The organism is Paucibacter sp. JuS9, from assembly GCF_044043925.2.
Taxonomy (GTDB): domain Bacteria; phylum Pseudomonadota; class Gammaproteobacteria; order Burkholderiales; family Burkholderiaceae_C; genus JAUASW01.
Window position 1 is genome coordinate 4,440,381 of sequence record NZ_CP194172.1, and the last position, 17,394, is coordinate 4,457,774.

General features: G+C 66.1%; 13 protein-coding genes. 11 read left to right on the plus strand and 2 right to left on the minus strand.

Annotated elements, in window-relative coordinates; all coding sequences use genetic code 11:
* The first annotated feature begins 274 nt into the window (after positions 1–274).
* The 5 genes from rpmH to mnmE all read left to right on the plus strand — a co-directional run bounded on the left by rpmH (position 275) and on the right by mnmE (position 4,656).
* Positions 275–409 (plus strand): 50S ribosomal protein L34, encoded by a 135-nt coding sequence (gene rpmH / locus ABT392_RS19780; protein ID WP_054021782.1) that lies wholly within the window; start codon positions 275–277, stop codon positions 407–409.
* A gap of 17 nt (positions 410–426) precedes the next feature.
* Entirely contained in the window at positions 427–930 is a 504-nt protein-coding gene (locus tag ABT392_RS19785) for a ribonuclease P protein component (protein WP_395384822.1), read from the plus strand.
* A 24-nt stretch (positions 931–954) separates the two neighbouring features.
* On the plus strand, positions 955–1,269 hold the full coding sequence (yidD, locus tag ABT392_RS19790) for a membrane protein insertion efficiency factor YidD (RefSeq protein WP_334277898.1): 315 nt from the start codon (positions 955–957) through the stop codon (positions 1,267–1,269).
* The gene (yidC, locus tag ABT392_RS19795) at positions 1,266–2,963 is read left to right on the plus strand and encodes a membrane protein insertase YidC (protein WP_395384821.1); all 1,698 of its coding nucleotides are present in this window, start codon (positions 1,266–1,268) and stop codon (positions 2,961–2,963) included. The genes yidD and yidC overlap by 4 nt, the downstream gene beginning before the upstream one ends.
* A 316-nt stretch (positions 2,964–3,279) precedes the next feature.
* On the plus strand, positions 3,280–4,656 hold the full coding sequence (gene mnmE / locus ABT392_RS19800; RefSeq protein WP_395384820.1) for a tRNA uridine-5-carboxymethylaminomethyl(34) synthesis GTPase MnmE: 1,377 nt from the start codon (positions 3,280–3,282) through the stop codon (positions 4,654–4,656).
* Between the two features lie 12 nt (positions 4,657–4,668).
* Here the strand turns inward: mnmE and ABT392_RS19805 are convergent, their stop codons facing one another.
* A complete protein-coding gene (locus ABT392_RS19805) occupies positions 4,669–5,268 on the minus strand; it encodes an ECF-type sigma factor (protein ID WP_395384819.1) in 600 nt (199 codons plus the stop codon).
* Between the two features lie 118 nt (positions 5,269–5,386).
* Between ABT392_RS19805 and ABT392_RS19810 the strand changes: the two genes are divergently transcribed.
* Both ABT392_RS19810 and ABT392_RS19815 read left to right on the plus strand, forming a co-directional pair.
* Positions 5,387–6,448, plus strand: coding sequence for a hypothetical protein (locus ABT392_RS19810; RefSeq protein ID WP_395384818.1), 1,062 nt, complete (start codon positions 5,387–5,389; stop codon positions 6,446–6,448).
* Between the two features lie 56 nt (positions 6,449–6,504).
* Complete coding sequence (locus tag ABT392_RS19815) at positions 6,505–9,186, plus strand: serine/threonine-protein kinase (RefSeq protein WP_395384817.1); 2,682 nt, start codon at positions 6,505–6,507, stop codon at positions 9,184–9,186.
* Between the two features lie 69 nt (positions 9,187–9,255).
* Here ABT392_RS19815 and ABT392_RS19820 read toward each other — a convergent pair whose 3' ends face one another.
* Complete coding sequence (locus ABT392_RS19820) at positions 9,256–11,859, minus strand: TonB-dependent receptor (RefSeq protein ID WP_395384816.1); 2,604 nt, start codon at positions 11,857–11,859, stop codon at positions 9,256–9,258.
* 221 nt (positions 11,860–12,080) lie between these two features.
* On the opposite strand from ABT392_RS19820, the gene dgoD reads away from it, so the two are divergent.
* The 4 genes from dgoD to ABT392_RS19840 are packed head-to-tail and all read left to right on the plus strand — an operon-like array spanning position 12,081 to position 17,292.
* Entirely contained in the window at positions 12,081–13,229 is a 1,149-nt protein-coding gene (gene dgoD, locus ABT392_RS19825; RefSeq protein WP_334277889.1) for a galactonate dehydratase, read from the plus strand.
* A gap of 2 nt (positions 13,230–13,231) precedes the next feature.
* Positions 13,232–14,170 carry a 2-dehydro-3-deoxygalactonokinase gene (locus tag ABT392_RS19830; RefSeq protein ID WP_395384815.1) on the plus strand — a complete coding sequence of 313 codons (939 nt, stop codon included), beginning with the start codon at positions 13,232–13,234 and terminating at the stop codon, positions 14,168–14,170.
* A complete protein-coding gene (locus ABT392_RS19835; protein WP_334277887.1) occupies positions 14,170–14,805 on the plus strand; it encodes a 2-dehydro-3-deoxy-6-phosphogalactonate aldolase in 636 nt (211 codons plus the stop codon). Before ABT392_RS19830 ends, ABT392_RS19835 begins: the two co-directional genes overlap by 1 nt.
* Before the next feature lie 27 nt (positions 14,806–14,832).
* Entirely contained in the window at positions 14,833–17,292 is a 2,460-nt protein-coding gene (locus ABT392_RS19840) for a beta-galactosidase (RefSeq protein ID WP_395384814.1), read from the plus strand.
* Positions 17,293–17,394: the final 102 nt, after the last annotated feature.

Genomic DNA, 17,394 nt, shown 5'->3' on the forward strand with positions numbered 1-17,394 from the left:
ACCCTCGCATTGACCATGCTTGCAAACTTTGGTGTAATCGCGGGTTTTCCAGGACGCCGGACGGATTTGCGTGGGCGCGTGGTTGATCTGGGCGGCTTCTCACTGCACGATTGCATGAGGGGTCACGCAGGACCAGCCACCTCTAAGCGCCCGTGACAGCTACCCAGATGGGGCTTCTCAATGATTGAGAACCCTTGAGTGATTGGGCGTCCCTTATCCACCGAGCGTCCGCAGGACGTCCCCCAGGGCCTGAAAGCCCGCCAGAGGTTGCAAAATGAAGCGTACTTACCAAGCATCGAAGACCCGTCGCGCCCGTACCCACGGTTTCCTGGTCCGCATGAAGACCCGCGGCGGCCGTGCCGTCATCGCTGCGCGCCGCGCCAAGGGCCGCAAGCGCCTGGCTGTCTGAGTCCAAAGGACCGACAGATGATCGGCCGGATCGTGCGATCGGCCGACTTTGAGCGCGTGCTGGGCACCCCCAGCCGCGTTCGCAGCAGCCACTTCGCCGTCCACCATGTGGTGGCGGAGCCGAGCTTGCCAGCACGGCGCTTATCCACAGCAGATGCTGAGTTATCAACAGCTGCTGCACCGGCTGCCCACACCCCTGTGGACGGAAAGCCGGTCGAAGGTTGCTGGCTGGGTACCGTCGTACCCAAGCGTCACGCCCGCCGGGCGGTGACCCGCAACCTGTTCAAGCGTCAGATCCGAGCGATCTTCGAAAACGGTGCACCCTCCTTGCCTCCGGGCCTGTGGGTGGTGCGCCTGCGCGCGCCTTTCGATCGCAAGCAGTTCGTCAGCGCATCGTCTGATGCCTTGAGAACCGCCGCCCGTGCCGAGCTGGCACAGCTGGTCGGCCGCGTGGCCAAGCGCCAGGGCGGGCAGGCCAGCCAAGTTGGCAACAGTGCACCGAACAGTGCCGCTCCGGCCTGAGCCGACGGCATAGCGAACGCTCACATGGCTTTCTCCCTGCGCAAGCTTCCCCAACAGGCCTTGATAGTCCTGGTGCGTGGCTATCGCCTGTTCCTCAGCCCCTGGCTGGGCGCCTCCTGCCGCTTCTATCCGACCTGCTCGGCCTATTCGATTGAAGCGCTTGAGCGCCACGGCGCCTTGTGGGGTAGCGGCCTGACCGCATATCGGATCCTGCGTTGCAACCCCTGGTGCGAAGGCGGCCATGACGGCGTGCCCGAGCATCCCCCGAAATTGTTCAGCCGGCTGCTCGGCCGGCAGGACGATTCCCGATCCTCTACCAATCCTGAAGCCTCCTCATGACTGATATACGCCGCACCGTGCTCTGGGTGGTGTTCACCATGTCGCTCGTCCTGATCTGGGACGGCTGGCAAAAGCACAACGGTCACCCGTCGATGTTCAGCCCTGTGCCGGTGGCCAAGCAGGCCTCGGCGGCCGGCAGCGCCGCCGCCGTGCCTGCCGTGCCGGGTGCCTCCAGCACCATCGCAGCCGCCCCTGGCGCAGCGCCGGCTGCTTCGGCACCTGCCGTGGCCAGCGAAAAGGTCGAGATCACGACCGACCTGGTCAAGGCCACGCTGGACAGCCAGGGCGGCAGCCTGGTCCGCGTCGAGCTGCTCAAGCATGCCGACCCGCATGACCCGAGCGGCCATGTCGTGGTGCTGAACAGCAGCGCGCAGCAGCTCTACAAGGCCGAGTCCGGCTTGACGGGTGTGGCCAACGCGCCTTCGCACCTGACCGTGATGAGCGTGCAGGCGGGCGAGCGCGAGCTCAAGGACGGCGCCAATGCGCTGACCGTGCGCTTCGAGTCGCCCGAGTCCGGCGGCCTGAAGCTGGTCAAGACCTACACGTTCACGCGCGGCAGCTATGCAATCACCGTCAAGCACGAGGTGCTGAATGCTTCCGGCGCTGCGGTGCAGCCGCAGCTCTACGTGCAACTGGTGCGCGACAGCCATGTCGAGGCCAAGCTCTCCTCGATGGCGCCGGCCAACTTCACCGGCCCCGCGGTCTACACCGACAAGGCCAAGTTCCAGAAGGTCGAGTTCGACGCGATCGAGAAGGACAAGGCCGAATACGAGAAGCGCGCGAACGACGGCTGGGTCGCCATGGTCCAGCATTACTTCACCAGCGCCTGGCTGCGCAACACGGCCGGCGACCGCGGCTTCTTCGTGCGCAAGCAGCCTGATGCCGTGAGCAAGCAATATGCCGTCGGCATGGTGTTCCCGCTGGCCCAACTGGCGCCGGGCGCGAGCGTGACGACCGAAGACCTGCTCTATGTCGGCCCGCAGGAAGAAAACAAGCTGGCCGAGCTGGCCCCGGGCCTGCAGCTGGTCAAGGACTACGGCATCTTCAAGGCCCTGTCGCAACCGCTGTTCTGGCTGCTCGACCAACTGCACAAGATCCTGGGCAACTGGGGCTGGGCCATCGTCGTGCTGGTGATCCTCCTGAAGATCGCCTTCTACTGGCTCAACGCCAGCGCCTACCGCAGCATGGCCAAGATGAAGGCCGTGGGCCCGCGCATCCAGGAACTGCGCGAGCGCCTGAAGGACAAGCCGCAGCAGATGCAGCAGGAGATGATGCGCATCTACAAGGAAGAGAAGGTCAACCCCATTGGTGGCTGCCTGCCGATCTTCCTGCAGATGCCTTTCTTCCTGGCCCTGTACTGGGTGCTTCTGTCCAGCGTTGAGATGCGCGGCGCGCCGTGGATCCTGTGGATCACCGACCTGTCGCAGCCCGACAGCCTGTTCGGCCACTTCCTGAGCGCTCCCATCGGCCCGCTGCCCATCCTGATGACGCTGACCAGCGTGCTGCAGGTCGCGCTGAACCCGAAGGCACCGGACCCGATGCAGCAGAAGATGATGTGGATCATGCCGCTGGCCTTTGGCGTGATGTTCTTCTTCTTCCCCTCGGGCCTGGTGCTGTACTGGCTGGTGAACAACATCCTGTCGATCGCCCAGCAATGGATGATCAACAAGCAGCTGGGCGTCTCGAACAAGTAAGCAAGACGCCGCAGCGGCAATAAGCCACGAAGCCCCCAGCGCACCCCGCGACTGGGGGCTTTTTTATTGACCCCTCGCCGCCTTTAATGGGATTCATGCGGGGCGCGAATTCCGGGCGGCGAAAGCCAATCTGAATCGAAGGCGCGAGTTCAGAGCTTACGAAAGCGGCTGATCCAGCCTCCCCCGCGCCATTCAAAAGCCCCCACGCGCCGGAGTACCGACGCTGCCCCCCGAGGGGGCGCGAACCGGCTTGGGGCGGCCCGGCGCCGGTTCAGGCCACACGGAACGGGCTGATGTCGTACGCGACAATCCGCCGATGCTCTCTCGCCACCAAGACCCCATTGCCGCCATCGCCACCGCCCCCGGGCGCGGAGCGGTGGGCATCGTGCGGGTCTCGTCGCCACAAGACCTCGGCCCCATCGTTCAAGCGATCTGCGGCCGTACGCTGAAGGCGCGTGAAGCGACCTACCTCCCGTTCCGTTCCGCCACTGGCGACGCCATCGATCAGGGCTTGGCTTTGCTGTTTCCTGCGCCGCATTCCTACACGGGCGAACATGTGCTGGAACTGCAAGCGCATGGCGGTCCGGTCGTGCTGCAACTCCTGCTCGCGCGCTGCATGGAAGCCGGATCAGAGATGCGCGTGCGCCTGGCCGAGCCCGGCGAGTTCACGCAGCGGGCCTTCCTGAACGGCAAGCTCGACCTGGCGCAGGCCGAGGCCGTGGCCGACCTGATCGACGCCAGCACCGAAGCCGCCGCACGCAGCGCCAGCCGGGCCTTGTCGGGCGCCTTGTCGGAGGAGGTGGGCAAGCTGCGCGATGCGCTGATCAATCTGCGCATGCTGGTCGAGGCGACCCTGGATTTCCCCGAAGAAGAAATCGACTTCCTCGAGCAGGCCGATGCCCTGGGGCGCCTCGCACGCCTCTCAGCGCAACTTGACCGCGTGCTGGACCGCACCCAGCAAGGCGCGCTCTTGCGCGAAGGCATCAAGGTCGTGCTGGCCGGGCAACCCAATGTCGGCAAGAGCTCGCTGCTCAATGCCCTGGCCGGTGCCGAGCTGGCCATCGTCACGCCCATCCCGGGCACCACGCGAGACAAGGTCAGCCAGACCATCCAGATCGAAGGCGTGCCCCTGCACATCAGCGACACCGCCGGCCTGCGCGAGACCGACGACGAGGTCGAGCGCATCGGCGTGGCACGCAGCTGGGAGGCCATCACCGATGCCGACGTTGTGCTCTTCCTGCACGACCTCGGCCGCCTGGGCCAGCCGGACTACGAAGCCGAAGACAAGCTGATTGCCGAACGCCTGGCCGGCGTCGACCCCGGGCGCATCCTGCAGGTCTTCAACAAGGCCGACGTGGAGCATGGGCAAGACCTGGCCCCGGGCTCAATGACCTTGTCAGCCAAGACCGGCGCTGGCCTGGATGCGCTGCGCCAGCGCTTGCTCCAGCAAGTGGGCTGGCACGCTACGCCCGAGGGCCTCTTCATCGCTCGCGAGCGCCATGTGCAGGCCTTGCGCCGCACGCAGGAGCATCTTGCGATGGCGCATGCGGTCTCTGTCCAGAAGCCACCAGCGTTGGATCTCCTGGCCGAAGAGTTGCGGATGGCGCATGACGCGCTGGGCGAGATCACGGGCGCCTTCACGGCCGACGAGTTGCTGGGGGTCATTTTCAGCAGCTTCTGCATCGGCAAGTAAGGCACCTTTTCCTCAGGCCTGCAACTCCCGGAACAACCAGGCCCGCGCCAGCAGCCAGTCGCGTTTGACCGTGGCCGTGGAGATGGCAAGCAGCTCCGCGATCTCCTCGATTTCCAAGCCGCCGAAGAACTTCAGCTCCACCACCTTGGCCGCGCGTGGGTCCACTTGCTCGAAAGCCAGCAAGACCTCATGGACCTGAACGACTTCACGCGCAGCGCCATCGCCGGCGATGTGCTGGGCCTCGGTGAGCGTGAGCGACGCCAGCGGCACGTCGCGCTTGTGCGCCTGCTTGGCCAGCGCGTGGTTCACGAGGATGCGCCGCATCATGATGGCCGCCATGCCCAGGAAATGGCTGCGGCTGGCCCAGCGGGTGCGGGTCTGCGCGGCCAGGCGTTCCCAGGCCTCGTGCGTCAGCGCGGTGGCGCTGAGGGTGTGGCCGGCGTGCTCCTTGCGCATCTGTGCGCCGGCGCTGCGCCGCAGCTCGTCATAGAGGGCGGCAAACAGCTGATTGACCGTATCTGCACCCGCCTCAGCTTGATCCAAGGTCTCCAGCCAGCGCGTGATGTCAGCGGCATCGGGGAGCGTGATCGGGGCTTCGCTTGAAGATGGCATGAAAAAGATTATGGCGGCGTGATCCGTTTGCTGCGGTGCTCCTGCGCTAGTCATCAAGCCCCGGTGCATGCCGCAACCGGGCTTGACGAAACACCACTCACGCCCAAGGAGCACCGCCATGACATGCAAGACCCTGACCTCGCCCCTCGCCAGCGCACTCATCGCCGCCAGCCTGATGCTTGCCGGCACGGCCGTGCAGGCCAAGGACACGCCCGAGCCCATTGCCGTCGATGCCAGCTTCAGGGCTTCGGAGCAGGCGATGAAAGTGCTCACCATCAACGACACCAAGGTGCTCAAGGGCCTCACCAAGGTGGCGGTGCCGCAGTTCAGCGTCGAGTTCGTGACCTTCGACCACGCCAGTGCCGAGACCTCCGGCTTTGCCGCTGCGGGCCGCGCCAGCGTGTCGGCGGCCTACAAGTTGATCGGCGTCGGCCAGGAGGATTTCCAGGCCATGACCGAGTCGCTCTACGCCGACTTCATTCGCGAGCTGCAGGCCAGTGGCCTGGAAGTGATGAGCGCGGAGCAACTGGGTGCCGCACCGTCCTATCGCAAGCAGGTGGCGGGCGGCACGCCGACGCCCATCATCTCGGACAGCGCCATCGTCGTGGCGCCCGCTGGCATGGCCTTGTACGGCGTGAACCGTGTCAAGGCCGAGGGCAGCAAGAACACGGGCATGTTCGGCGCCTTGTCGGCCCTCAGCAATGTCGGCTCCGCCATCAGCGGTGCTTTTGACAACGTCGAACTGCAGAAGGAACTGGGCGGTGCTGCACTGCTGGAGGTTCATATGCGCGTGCACTTCGTCAAGCTGACCAACAACAACAAGGGCTTCTTCGGCCGGATCTCCAGCACGGCTTCGGTGTCGGCCAAGGCCTATCCCAGCATCACCGCCGCCCATATGAGCGTGTTCGCCGGGCCGGAGGGCGGCCACCTGTCGCTGAAGCAGCCGCTGACCCTGGACGCCGCCGCCTTCAGCGACGTGCGAGAAGAAGCCACCACGGCCAAGGACGTTGCCGGCGCTGTGCTGACGGGCTTGATCAGGTTTGCGAGCGGCAGCAAGGACAGCGCCGAGTTCAAGCGTTTCGAGACCGTGGCGGATGCGGCCAAGTACCGTGAAGTGGTCGGTGGCGGCCTGGGCCTGGTGCGGGAGATGCTGGTGGCAAGGCTGAAGGCCGAGCGCTGAATCTGCGGAGATACTCTTCGGCACCTCGTTCCCGTGGCCTCAGCAGGAAGTCGCCCATGTCTGAATCGATGGCCCGCTGGGCCCGGATCAAGTCGCTGTTCGAATCCCTGGCCGAGGTGCCGGCATCCCTGCGGGAGCCGCTGATCAAGGCGGCCGAGCTCGAACCCACCGAACTGGCCGAGCTGAGCTCGCTGCTGGCCCATCACGACCGGGCCGCCGCGGCCGATGCCTTCATGGCCGAGCCGGCTGCGCAGACGCTGATGGACCAGGAGGAGGGCGGCGCCGCCGTGCCCGGCCAGCGCCTTGGCGCCTGGGAGATCGTCCGCCTGATCGGCGCGGGCGGCATGGGCGAGGTGTTCGAAGCACGCCGGGCCGACGGCCGCTTCGAGGGCCGGGCCGCCATCAAGCTGCTCAAGCGCGGCATGGACAGCGCGGCCGTGATGCAGCGCTTCGCCCTCGAGCGCCAGGCACTGGCGCGGCTCAGCCATCCCCATATCGCCCGCTTGCTGGATGCCGGCACTGCGCCCGCTGGCGTACCCTACTTCGTGCTTGAGTATGTGGACGGCGAAGCGATCAGCGAGGCGGTACAAGACCTGACCCTGGACGAGCGTCTGCGCCTCTTCCTGCAACTGGCTGACGCAGTGTCCTACGCGCACCGCAACCTGCTGGTGCACCGCGACCTCAAGCCCGGCAACGTGCTGGTGGACCGCGAGGGCCAGGTGAAGCTCCTGGACTTCGGCATCGCCAAGGCGCTGGACCCGCTGGAAGGCAACGATGGCCAGGCCACGGTCGGCGGCCAGCGTCCGTTCACGCCGAACTACGCGAGCCCCGAACAGGTGCGCGGCGAGCCGGTCAGCACCGCCACCGACATCTACAGCCTGGGCGTGCTGCTCTATCAATTGCTCACCGGTACGCGCCCCACGGGCCGCAATGCCAGCACGCCAGCTGAAGCTGCCCGCTGCGTGCTGGAGGACGCGCCCACCAGGCCCAGCCGCCTGAGCCCGGAAGAGGTGAGCGACCCGCAATGGCTGCAGACCCGCAAGAAGCTCTCGGGGGACCTCGACAACATCCTGCTGAAGACGCTGGAGAAGGAGCCCGAGCGCCGCTACTCCAGTGTCGAGGCGATGGCCACCGATCTTCGTCGCTATCTCGAGGGCTACCCCGTCAGCGCGCGGCCAGCGAGCTGGCACTATCGACTGGCCAAGCAGGTCTCGCGCAACCGACTGGCCAGCGCGGCATTGGCAGCCAGCGTGCTGCTGCTCCTGGGCGGCAGCGCGGCAGTGGCCTGGAAGGCGCGTGAGGCAAGGCAGGCGCAGCTGCTTGCCGAACTCAGGTTGAAGGAAGTGCGCCGTGTCACGCATGAGCTGGTGTTCAGCTTCGGTGACAGCGTCGAGTACCTGCCTGGTGGCATGAAGATCAAGGCCGATCTGTTCAAGGAAGCGCTCGCCGCACTGGAGCGCTTGCAGCCTACGCTGGGCGAGAGCGACGAAGCGGCGCTGGCCGACATCGCCGAGATCCATGTGCGCCTGGCCGAGGCCTACACGCCCGACTATCCCGGCACGCTCAACGAGCCCGAGAAGGGCCTTCGTCATGCCGAGCAGGCGCGGCTGCTGATCGACAAGGTCTGGGCCAGCCAGAAGGGCAATCCGGTGTTCGCCGGCTATGCCTCGCGCGCCTACATGGTGCTGGCCGGGCATGCGCGCGAAGCCAGTGACAAGGAGAAGGCGGTGGCGCTGTCCCGTCACGGCCTGGCGCTGGTTCAGGAGGCCGTGAAGCTCGCACCTCCCAACAGCACCGACACGCTCCTGCTTCACAACGCCGTGACCGCCGGCTTGCAGGACCTCGCCGTTATGCTTGACGACAACGGCCTCGGCCTGGGTCGGCCCGAGGAGGCCATGCGCTACTACATCGCGGCGCGGGAATCCGGCCTCAAGGAACTGGAGATGAAGGCCGAGGCCGCGCGGCTCGATGCCAAGCTGCGCCCGGAGCAGACCCGCTTCCGGGCTGAGCTATTGCAGACCCTGGCCGTCATCAACGGCAGCATGGCCTCGTCGTACCAGCGGCGCGGCGACTACGAGCTGGCTGTGAAGGCGCGGGATGAAGCCATGGCGCATTTGCGCCAAGCGCGGCAGATGCATCCCGAGCAACTGCAGTTGCAGGCCAGCACGGCTGCCAACCTGTTCCTGCTGGCCGGCCTGGAGTTGCAGATGGATCGGCCCGAGCAGGCGCTGAAAGCTTCGACCGAAAACCACGACTTGCTAGCGGGCCTGCTGGCCACCGACCCGAAGAACGCCGACTGGATTGATGCACGCGAGTACCGTGCGCTCGCCCAGGGTAGCGCGCTGCTCCGTCTGAATCGCCACGCTGAGGCGCAGCCCTGGCTGCGGCGCTCCGTGAACTATTGGCGCAAGGAGCTGGTGGCCAGCCCGCCTGCGGCCAAGCTGAAGCACCAGCGCGGCCTGGCCTTGGCCGAGTTCCGCCTGGAGCGCAGTCGGGCCGATTGGCCCGCAGTAGCGGCAGCGGCCGAGCAGCTCCAGACATTGGCAGACGCGGAGCCGCGCAATGCCGATGCCTACCAGGCGGCAGCCGAAGCAGCGCAAAGCCTCGCGAGCGACGGTCCGTCAGCAAGCCGCGCTACTTGGCAGCAGCGGGCCTGCCAGGCGTGGAAAGAGTCGGCAGCGCTGCGCCCGCTGTCGCCCTGGGCCCGACGGCAATCCGGTGTTTGCCAGCCAGCATGAAAAAACAGCGGCGCGATTGCTCGCGCCGCCTTGCAAAGCCCCTGAAGGGGCCGACTCACAGCCTGGAATTCAGAGCTTGTAGCTGAGGCCCACATTGAAGCGCCGGCCGAACTCGGTCACTTCCTGCTGGTAGGGGTTGTTGCCGCTGGTGTAGACGGCCTTCTGGTTCGTGAGGTTGTCGATGCCCAAGCGCAGTTGCAGCTTCGGGCTCAACTGTTTCGCCAGGTTCAAGGTCACATAGGTCTCGGCGCCGTTGACGATCAACTGGCCCGAGGTCCAGGTCGGGTTGCGCACGAACTCGCTGTGATAGTTGGCCGAGAGGCGGGCCTCGAAGCCGTCCTTCTCGTACCAGAGCGTCAGGCCGCCGTTGTGCTTCATCAGGCCTTCGATCGGGAACGGGTTCACCGAAGGCATGTTCTCCTTCACGTTGCTGTGCGTGTAGGCGTAGTTGCTGTAGATGCCAAAGTTGTTGAACGGCGCCGGCAGCGGGCTTTGATAGACCAGCTCGATGCCGCTCACATTGCCGCCCTTGCCGTTGACCGAGCGCGTGATGTTGGCGGCGCGGCCGTCGATGGTGGTCGCGTCGGAGGTGATGCCGATGTAGCGGCTCAGCTTCTTGTAGAACAGGCCGGCCGAGAGCAAGGAGCTCTTGGCGAAGTACCACTGATACGCCACGTCCAGCTGGTCGGCCAGCATGGGCTTCAGCCCAGGGTTGCCGGCGCTGCCGCTGATCGGCATTGCCGGGTTGGTGTCGATGCTGAGGTTGCGTGAGCCGCGCATTTCGTCCAGCGGCGCACGCGTCATCGCGCGGGCCAGGCCCACGCGGATCTGGCGTTCCTGGTTGGCGTCGAGACCGAAGATCAGGTTCAGGCTGGGCAGCACTTCGGTGTAGCTGGTGCCGCCCTGCGTGGCCGTCGGCGCGGCGCCATTGAGCGACTGCATGCCGGCGCCGGTCTGGCTGGTGTGCACCAGGCGCAGGCCCAGGTTGCCGCGATAGGGCAGGCCGGCAATGTCGCCGTCCAGGTCGGCCTGTGCAAACGCCGAGCTGCTGCGCTCCTTCACCTGCCAGCCGGCCAGCAGGTCCCACTGGGTTTGCGGGCGGCCGGCAGCGCTGAAGGCGTCGTCACCGAACACTTGCGCGGTCGTGCCTTCGAAGTCCTTCAGGGCGATGAAGGGCGCGAGGCCGCTGACATTGATCGTCTCGAAGGCTGAAGGAGCGACCGTGCTCTTCGGGTTCACGCTCCAGGTGGTCTGGTGATAGCGCTTCTCGCGGTCGCTGAAACGCGCGCCGAGCTTCAGCGACTTGAAGTCTCCGGCATTCAGCGAGGTCGTGCCATTCAGGGCGAAGGCGTTGAGCTTGTCCTTGATGTGGCCGTCGGTGTCCACATACAGCGTGGGCTGGCTGAAGGCCGCCGGGTTGCCGGAGTCCTGGCCGATGGTGAAGGTCTGCACCTCGTTGCCGGTGAAGGACCATGTCAGCGTGCCGCTGTTGTTGGCCCATTGGCGCACATCGCGCCACTGGCTGTTGCGCTTGGCCTGCGAGGTCGAGAGGTCGGCTTCCAGCTTCCAGTCGCCGGCGTTCAGCTTGGCGTTGATGCCGCCGGCCGTGGTCGTGTTGTCCTGCACCCAGACGTAGTCGTTGGTCGTCAGGCCCACGTCTTTGACGGTGGCGCCCACGACATAGCCATCGCGGATGTCGACATTGCTGTAGTTGGCCTTCTGCCAGCCGTCCCAGTTGCCGACGTCGCCGGTCCAGTGCTGCAGGCCGGGCTCGTAGATGTCGGCCTTGGCGAAGTAGGCATCGGCGGTGATGAACAGGTCCGGCGTGGCCTTCATCTCGACCTTGCCGAGCAGGCTGCTGCGCTTGTCGGTGCCGCGCTTCACGTCGGTGCCGAAGCCCCAGGGCGATTTGTCGATCTTGCCGTCGCCGTTCAGGTCGCCGGAATGGTCTTCGTTGAAGCCCCAGTGTTTGATGTTCTTCTGCAGCGAGGGCTGGTCCTGGTAGCTGAAGGCCACCGCCACGCCCAGCGTCCTGTTGTTGAACTGGTCGACATAGATGCCACCCAGACGCGGCGCGGTCTTCTTGGCGCCGGCGATGTCGCCGCCCAGCTGGTAGTAGAGGCCGTCGAGCTTGACCGAGGCCTGGCGCTCGCGGAAGTTGAGTGGCGAGACGGTCTGCAGGTCGATGGTGGTGGCCACGCCGCCTTCGGCCAGCTCGGCCGATTGCGTCTTGTAGACCGTGGCGCCGCTGATCGACTCGGACGGGAACTGTTCGAAGCGCACCGCGCGGCCCGGTTCGCTCGACGCGAGCTCGCGGCCGTTCAGGGTGGCGCCGATGAAGCGGGGCCCAAGGCCGCGCGCGATCACCTGGCTGGCGTTGCCGCGGTCGAGGCCCGAGGAGAGGCCGGGCAGGCGGGCCAGCGTTTCGGCGATGGTGGTGTCGGGCAGCTTGCCGATGTCTTCCGAGGCGATCACCTCGACCATGCTGTTGGACGCTTCCTTGGCGTCCAGCGCCTGGCGCACCGAGGCGCGGATGCCGGTCACGACCACGGTCTCGAGGTCGGCCTTGGGCGCGGAGGCCGGCGTGGCCGGCGCGGGCGCGGTCTGGGCGAGCGCCACGGTGGGCCACATGAACATCGCCTGGATCAGGCCAGCGAGCGGGGTCTTGCGCATCTTCTTGTCTCCGTCTTGTCGTGTTGGTTTTGGCGGCGTTGATGCTAAGAAGACGGCGAGATGCCGAGATATCACTTAATTGCTCATGTCTATGCGCATTTCGCAAGCCTGCGACCCAACCCTCTTGCTATGTGAAGACGAGATAGCTGACGATCAACAAAGCATATTTCGCAGCTAGGTTCCAACCCTAAGCTGCCAGCATCACTGCACCGCCCGTCCCCATGAAGATCACCAAGCTCACGACCTACCGTCTGGCACCGCGCTGGATGTTCCTGAAGATCGAGACCGATGCCGGCATCACCGGCTGGGGCGAGCCGGTGATCGAGGGCAAGGCCCGCTCGGTCGAAGCCGCGGTGCACGAGTTCGAGCCTTATCTGATCGGGCAAGACCCGTCGCGCATCAACGACCTCTGGCAGGTGATGTACCGCGGCGGCTTCTACCGAGGCGGCGCCATCCTGATGAGCGCCATCGCCGGCATCGACCAGGCGCTGTGGGACATCAAGGGCAAGGCGCTCGGCGTGCCGGTCTACGAGCTCCTGGGCGGCCTGGTGCGCGACAAGATGAAGATGTATTCCTGGGTCGGTGGTGACCGCCCGGCCGACGTGATCGCCGACATCAAGCGCCTGCGTGAAGGCGGCTTCGACACCTTCAAGATGAATGGCAGCGAGGAGATGGGCCTGATCGACAGCGCCGCCAAGGTGGATGCCGCCGTGGGCCGCATCGCCGAGATCCGCGCGGCATTTGGCTTTGACATCGAGTTCGGCATCGACTTCCACGGCCGCATCGGCGCGCCGATGGCCAAGGTGATGCTGCGTGAGCTCGAGCCCTACCGACCGCTCTTCGTCGAAGAACCGGTGCTGGCCGAGCAGGACGAGACCTATGCGCGCCTGGCGGCGCACACCAGCATTCCGCTGGCCGCCGGCGAGCGCATGTATTCGCGCTTCGAGTTCAAGCGGGTGTTCCAGGGCGGTGGCTTGTCCATCGTGCAGCCTGATCTCTCGCATGCCGGCGGCATCACCGAATGCATGAAGATCGCCGGCATGGCCGAGGCCTATGACGTGGCGCTTGCTCCGCACTGCCCGCTGGGCCCGATTGCTCTCGCAGCCTGCCTGCAGGTGGACTTCGTCTCCCACAACGCCGTGCTGCAGGAGCAGAGCATGGGCATCCATTACAACAAGGGTGGCGAGCTGCTGGACTACGTCCTGAACAAGGACGACTTCCATATCGAAGGCGGCTACATCTTGCCTTTGCCCAAACCGGGCCTGGGTGTCGAAGTGGATGAAGCGCGCGTGATCGAGGCGAGCAAGACGGCACCTGACTGGCGCAACCCGCTGTGGCGCCATGCGGACGGCAGCGTGGCCGAATGGTGAGCGTGACTTCGTTTCCCCGTGAGACGCGCCTGATCGGTCTGGACTGGGGCAGCTCCAGCCTGCGCGCAATGCTGATCGACGAGCAGGGCCAGGTCTTGCTCACGCGTCAGTCGACGCAAGGCGCGTCCACGCTGAAGGGCGGCGCCGCTGCCTTCAGCGCGGTGCTCGATGAATTGATCGGTGACTGGCATGCCACGGCGCCGGCCATCCTCGCCTGCGGCATGGTGGGCAGCCAGCATGGTTGGCGCGAAGTACCTTATGCAGCCTGCCCGGCCGACGCGAGCGCCCTGGCCGCTGGCGCTGTGGACGTGGACTGGCGGGGTCGCGCCGTGCGGCTGCTGCCGGGCCTGCGCTGCGACACCGAGGCCGGCCCGCCGGACGTGATGCGCGGCGAAGAGACGCAAGTGCTTGGCGCGCTGGAGTCGGCGCCCGAGCTGGCAGCGCGCAGCTGTATCGTCATGCCGGGCACGCACAGCAAATGGGCCCAGGTCATTGACGGCACTGTGCGCAGTTTCGCCACGCAGATGACCGGCGAGCTGTTTGCCGTGATGCGCCAGCATTCGGTGCTGGGCCGGCTGATGGCTGCTGATCCAGCCCATGATCTGCTTTCATTTGCCCAGGGCGTGCGCGCTGCGCGCGACCACGGCGAGTTGGGCCTGCCGCACCAGCTCTTTGCGGTGCGCACACTGGGCCTGACCGGCCGCCTGGCGAGCGAGGCGCTGCCCGACTATCTCTCCGGCCTGCTGATCGGCCATGAATTGCGCGCCGGCCTCCGGGCCCACGTTGCCGATGCACCGCTGGTGCTGCTCGGCGAGCCGGCCCTGTGCCAGCGCTATGCCAAGGCGCTGGACCTGTTCGGCATCGGCCCCGTGCAGGTGCTGCCCAATACCGCTGCCGCCGGCCTGTGGCGCATCGCCCAGGTGGCGCGAGGAGTGCTCTGATGTCGTCTCTTCCTGAAGCAAAGTTCGACGCGGCCTTTCGTGCCTTGCCGCTGGTTGCCATCCTGCGTGGCGTGAAGCCCAACGAGGTCGAGGCGATCGCCTTGAGCCTGTATGAAGAGGGCTTTCGCATCATCGAGGTGCCGCTCAATTCACCGCAGGCTTTTGATTCGATTGCCAGGCTGGCCCGGTGCCTGCCGGCGGATGCGGTGATGGGTGCCGGCACGGTCCTGAGCACCGGCGCGGCAGACAAGGTTCGCGATGCCGGCGGCCAGCTCGTCGTGATGCCGCATGCGGACACGCGCGTGGTGTCGCACGTCAAGGCGCAGGGCCTGCTCTGCGTGCCTGGTGCGGCCACGCCCACCGAAGCCTTTGCCTGCGTGGAAGCGGGCGCCGATGCGGTGAAGCTGTTCCCGGCCGAGCTGGTGACGCCGCAGGTGGTCAAGGCCATGCGCGCGGTGCTGCCGGCCACCTTGAAGCTGTTGCCGGTGGGCGGCATCACGCCAGAAACGATGGGCGCGTTCCGCGCCGCGGGGGCTGCCGGCTTCGGCCTGGGGGGCGCCCTGTATGCACCGGGCTTCAGCGCAGGCGATGTGGCCCAGCGCGCCCGCGCCTTCGTGACGGCCTGGCGCGCCTGAAGACAAGAGAACAACAGGAGACAAGCGATGAAGAAGATCCAGACCGCGGGCGCCATCGCCCTGGCGGCTGCGCTGTGCTGCTCGGCGCTCCGGGCGGAGACCCTGCTTCAAGTCGACGCCAGTGCACCCGTGGCCGCGCCGACGACCGGCCACTTGAAGCTCGGCGCTTCGGTGTCGCCCAAGGGCGAACGCCTGGCCGTCAACAACCAATACCTGAGCCTCAACGGCAAGCCCTGGCTACCGGTGATGGGCGAGTTCCACTACACGCGCAGCCCGGCCTCAAGCTGGGCGGCCGAGCTGCAGAAGATGAAGGCAGCCGGCATCGACGTGGTGGCCAGCTATGTGATCTGGAATCACCATGAGCTGAATGAAGGCCAGTTCAGCTGGCAGGGCAATCGCGACCTGCGTCGCTTCCTGCAGCTGGCGCAGCAGGCAGGCTTGAAGGCGGTGGTGCGCATCGGACCCTGGTCACATGCCGAGGTGCGCTTCGGCGGCGTGCCGGACTGGGTGGTCAACACCATGCCCACACGGCAGAACGATGCGCAATACCTGCGCCATGTCGAACGCCTCTATGCCCAGATCGGCCAGCAGCTGAAGGGCCAGCTCTGGAAGGATGGCGGCCCGGTCATCGGCATCCAGATCGAGAACGAATACAACCTCACCGGCCCGGGCAAGGGCGCCGCGCACATCTCCACCCTGAAGGGTCTGGCGCTCAAGGCGGGCATGGATGTGCCGCTGTATACCGTCACCGGCTGGGATGGCACGGTCTATCCTTCTGGTGAAGTAACGCCGGTATTCGGTGGCTACCCGGATGAGCCCTGGGGTCTGCCGACCACCGAGCTGCCGCCGAAGGAAACCTACGCCTTTCGCTTCGACAGCCGCGTCTCCGGCGACCTCGGCGCGCAGACTGCCGCCACCGCGCGGGGCACGGCCGAGAGCGATATTGCCCTGACGCCGTTTCTCGGCGCGGAATACGGCGCCGGCCTGCCGGCCATGTACCGCCGCCGCACCATGGTCTCGAGCGACGACATCGCCTCGATGCTGCCGGTGCAACTCGGCTCGGGCGTCAACCTGCTCGGCTATTACATGTTCCACGGCGGCCGCAATCCGCTGGGCGAGCATTCGCTGGAAGAGAGCACGGCGAGCGGCGGCTACAACGACACGCCCAGGATCAACTACGACTTCCAGGCGCCGCTGGGCCCGGACGGCCAGCAGCGCGAGGTCCTGACCAAGCTGCGGCCCTTCCATCTGTTCCTGCAGTCTTACGGTTCGCAGTTGGCGACGATGACGGTGCGCAAGCCCGCCGCCGTGCCGCCGCATCCGACCGAGCTGACCACGCCGCGCTATGCCGTGCGCTCCAACGGCGACAGCGCCTTCCTCTTCGTCAACAACCATGTGCGGCAGTACGCGATGCCGCAGTTCTCTGACGTTCGCTTCTCGGTGAAGCTGCCGGGCGGCACGCTCACGTTTCCGCAGCAGCCATTGACGATCAAGAACGGCGACTATTTCGTCTGGCCGGTCAACCTGGACCTCGAAGGCACTCGCCTGGTCTACGCAACGGCCCAGCCGGTGACGCGCTTTGATGCGGGCACGCAAGGCCTTGTCCACGTGTTCAGCGCTGCGTCTGATCAGCCGGTGGAGCTGGCTTTCAGTGCAGCCGATGCCAGCTTCATCGAAGCGCCCGGTGCCACGCGTCATGAAGTCGATGGTCGCGTGGTCTTCAGCGGCTTCAAGCCCGGCACCTCGCCAGTGCTGACAATCAGGAAGCCCGGCCAACGCCCGGTGCAGTTGCTCGCGCTGACGGCGGCGCAAGCGCGCAATCTGGTGACGGGCGAATTCGCCGGGCAGCCGCGCCTGCTGCTTTCGGACCAACAACTCTGGATCGCTGGCAGCCATCTGGAACTGCGCAGCGCGGGCGATGCCAGGCTGCGCTTGGCCATGTTCCCGGCCGCCGCGAAGACACCGCAGGGCAGCCTGGCCTTGAAGGCCGCAGGCAGTGATGGCCTGTTCCAGGTTTTCGAAGCCCAAGCGACCGCGCGCCAGCCGGTGGCCAGCTTCAGGCAGACCCGCCAGGCGCAAGGCGCGCTGCCGATCATGAAGGGCGGCCTGGCCAAGGCGGCCTTGCAACCGATTCCCGAAGCCTTCTCCGCCGCGGCGGCCTGGCAGGTCACGGTGCCCAAGGACACGCTCCAGGGCCTGGACGACGTGATCCTCGAGGCCGACATCGTTGGCGACATTGGCCGGCTCCACAGCGGCACGCAGATGCTGGACGACTGGTACTACTTCGGCCCGAAGTGGCAGATCGGCCTGAAGTCGCTGGGCAAGGCGCTTGAACAGCCCATGAGCGTTTCGGTGCTGCCGCTGCGCGCCGATGCGCCGATCTACCTGCCGCGTGAGCACCGGCCCGACTTCGCCGGTCAGAAGCAAGTCGCCGAGCTGCGGGCTGTCCGGCTGATCCCGGTTTATCGGCTGTCGGTGAGGCCCTGAGTGAGCTATACGACTTTTGGATAGTTAAACCCTGACAAGCGATTGGTCGGATATGTTCCGACCCAGTAACTTCGCATTCTTGAGCGAGAGAGACGGAGACAT

Excerpts from the sequence above, each read along its gene's own strand:
- rpmH (WP_054021782.1), top strand. The coding sequence starts at position 275 with ATGAAGCGTACTTACCAAGCATCGAAGACCCGTCGCGCCCGTACCCAC.
- ABT392_RS19785 (WP_395384822.1), top strand. The coding sequence starts at position 427 with ATGATCGGCCGGATCGTGCGATCGGCCGACTTTGAGCGCGTGCTGGGC.
- yidD (WP_334277898.1), top strand. The coding sequence starts at position 955 with ATGGCTTTCTCCCTGCGCAAGCTTCCCCAACAGGCCTTGATAGTCCTG.
- yidC (WP_395384821.1), top strand. The coding sequence starts at position 1,266 with ATGACTGATATACGCCGCACCGTGCTCTGGGTGGTGTTCACCATGTCG.
- mnmE (WP_395384820.1), top strand. The coding sequence starts at position 3,280 with ATGCTCTCTCGCCACCAAGACCCCATTGCCGCCATCGCCACCGCCCCC.
- ABT392_RS19805 (WP_395384819.1), bottom strand. The coding sequence starts at position 5,268 with ATGCCATCTTCAAGCGAAGCCCCGATCACGCTCCCCGATGCCGCTGAC.
- ABT392_RS19810 (WP_395384818.1), top strand. The coding sequence starts at position 5,387 with ATGACATGCAAGACCCTGACCTCGCCCCTCGCCAGCGCACTCATCGCC.
- ABT392_RS19815 (WP_395384817.1), top strand. The coding sequence starts at position 6,505 with ATGTCTGAATCGATGGCCCGCTGGGCCCGGATCAAGTCGCTGTTCGAA.
- ABT392_RS19820 (WP_395384816.1), bottom strand. The coding sequence starts at position 11,859 with ATGCGCAAGACCCCGCTCGCTGGCCTGATCCAGGCGATGTTCATGTGG.
- dgoD (WP_334277889.1), top strand. The coding sequence starts at position 12,081 with ATGAAGATCACCAAGCTCACGACCTACCGTCTGGCACCGCGCTGGATG.
- ABT392_RS19835 (WP_334277887.1), top strand. The coding sequence starts at position 14,170 with ATGTCGTCTCTTCCTGAAGCAAAGTTCGACGCGGCCTTTCGTGCCTTG.
- ABT392_RS19840 (WP_395384814.1), top strand. The coding sequence starts at position 14,833 with ATGAAGAAGATCCAGACCGCGGGCGCCATCGCCCTGGCGGCTGCGCTG.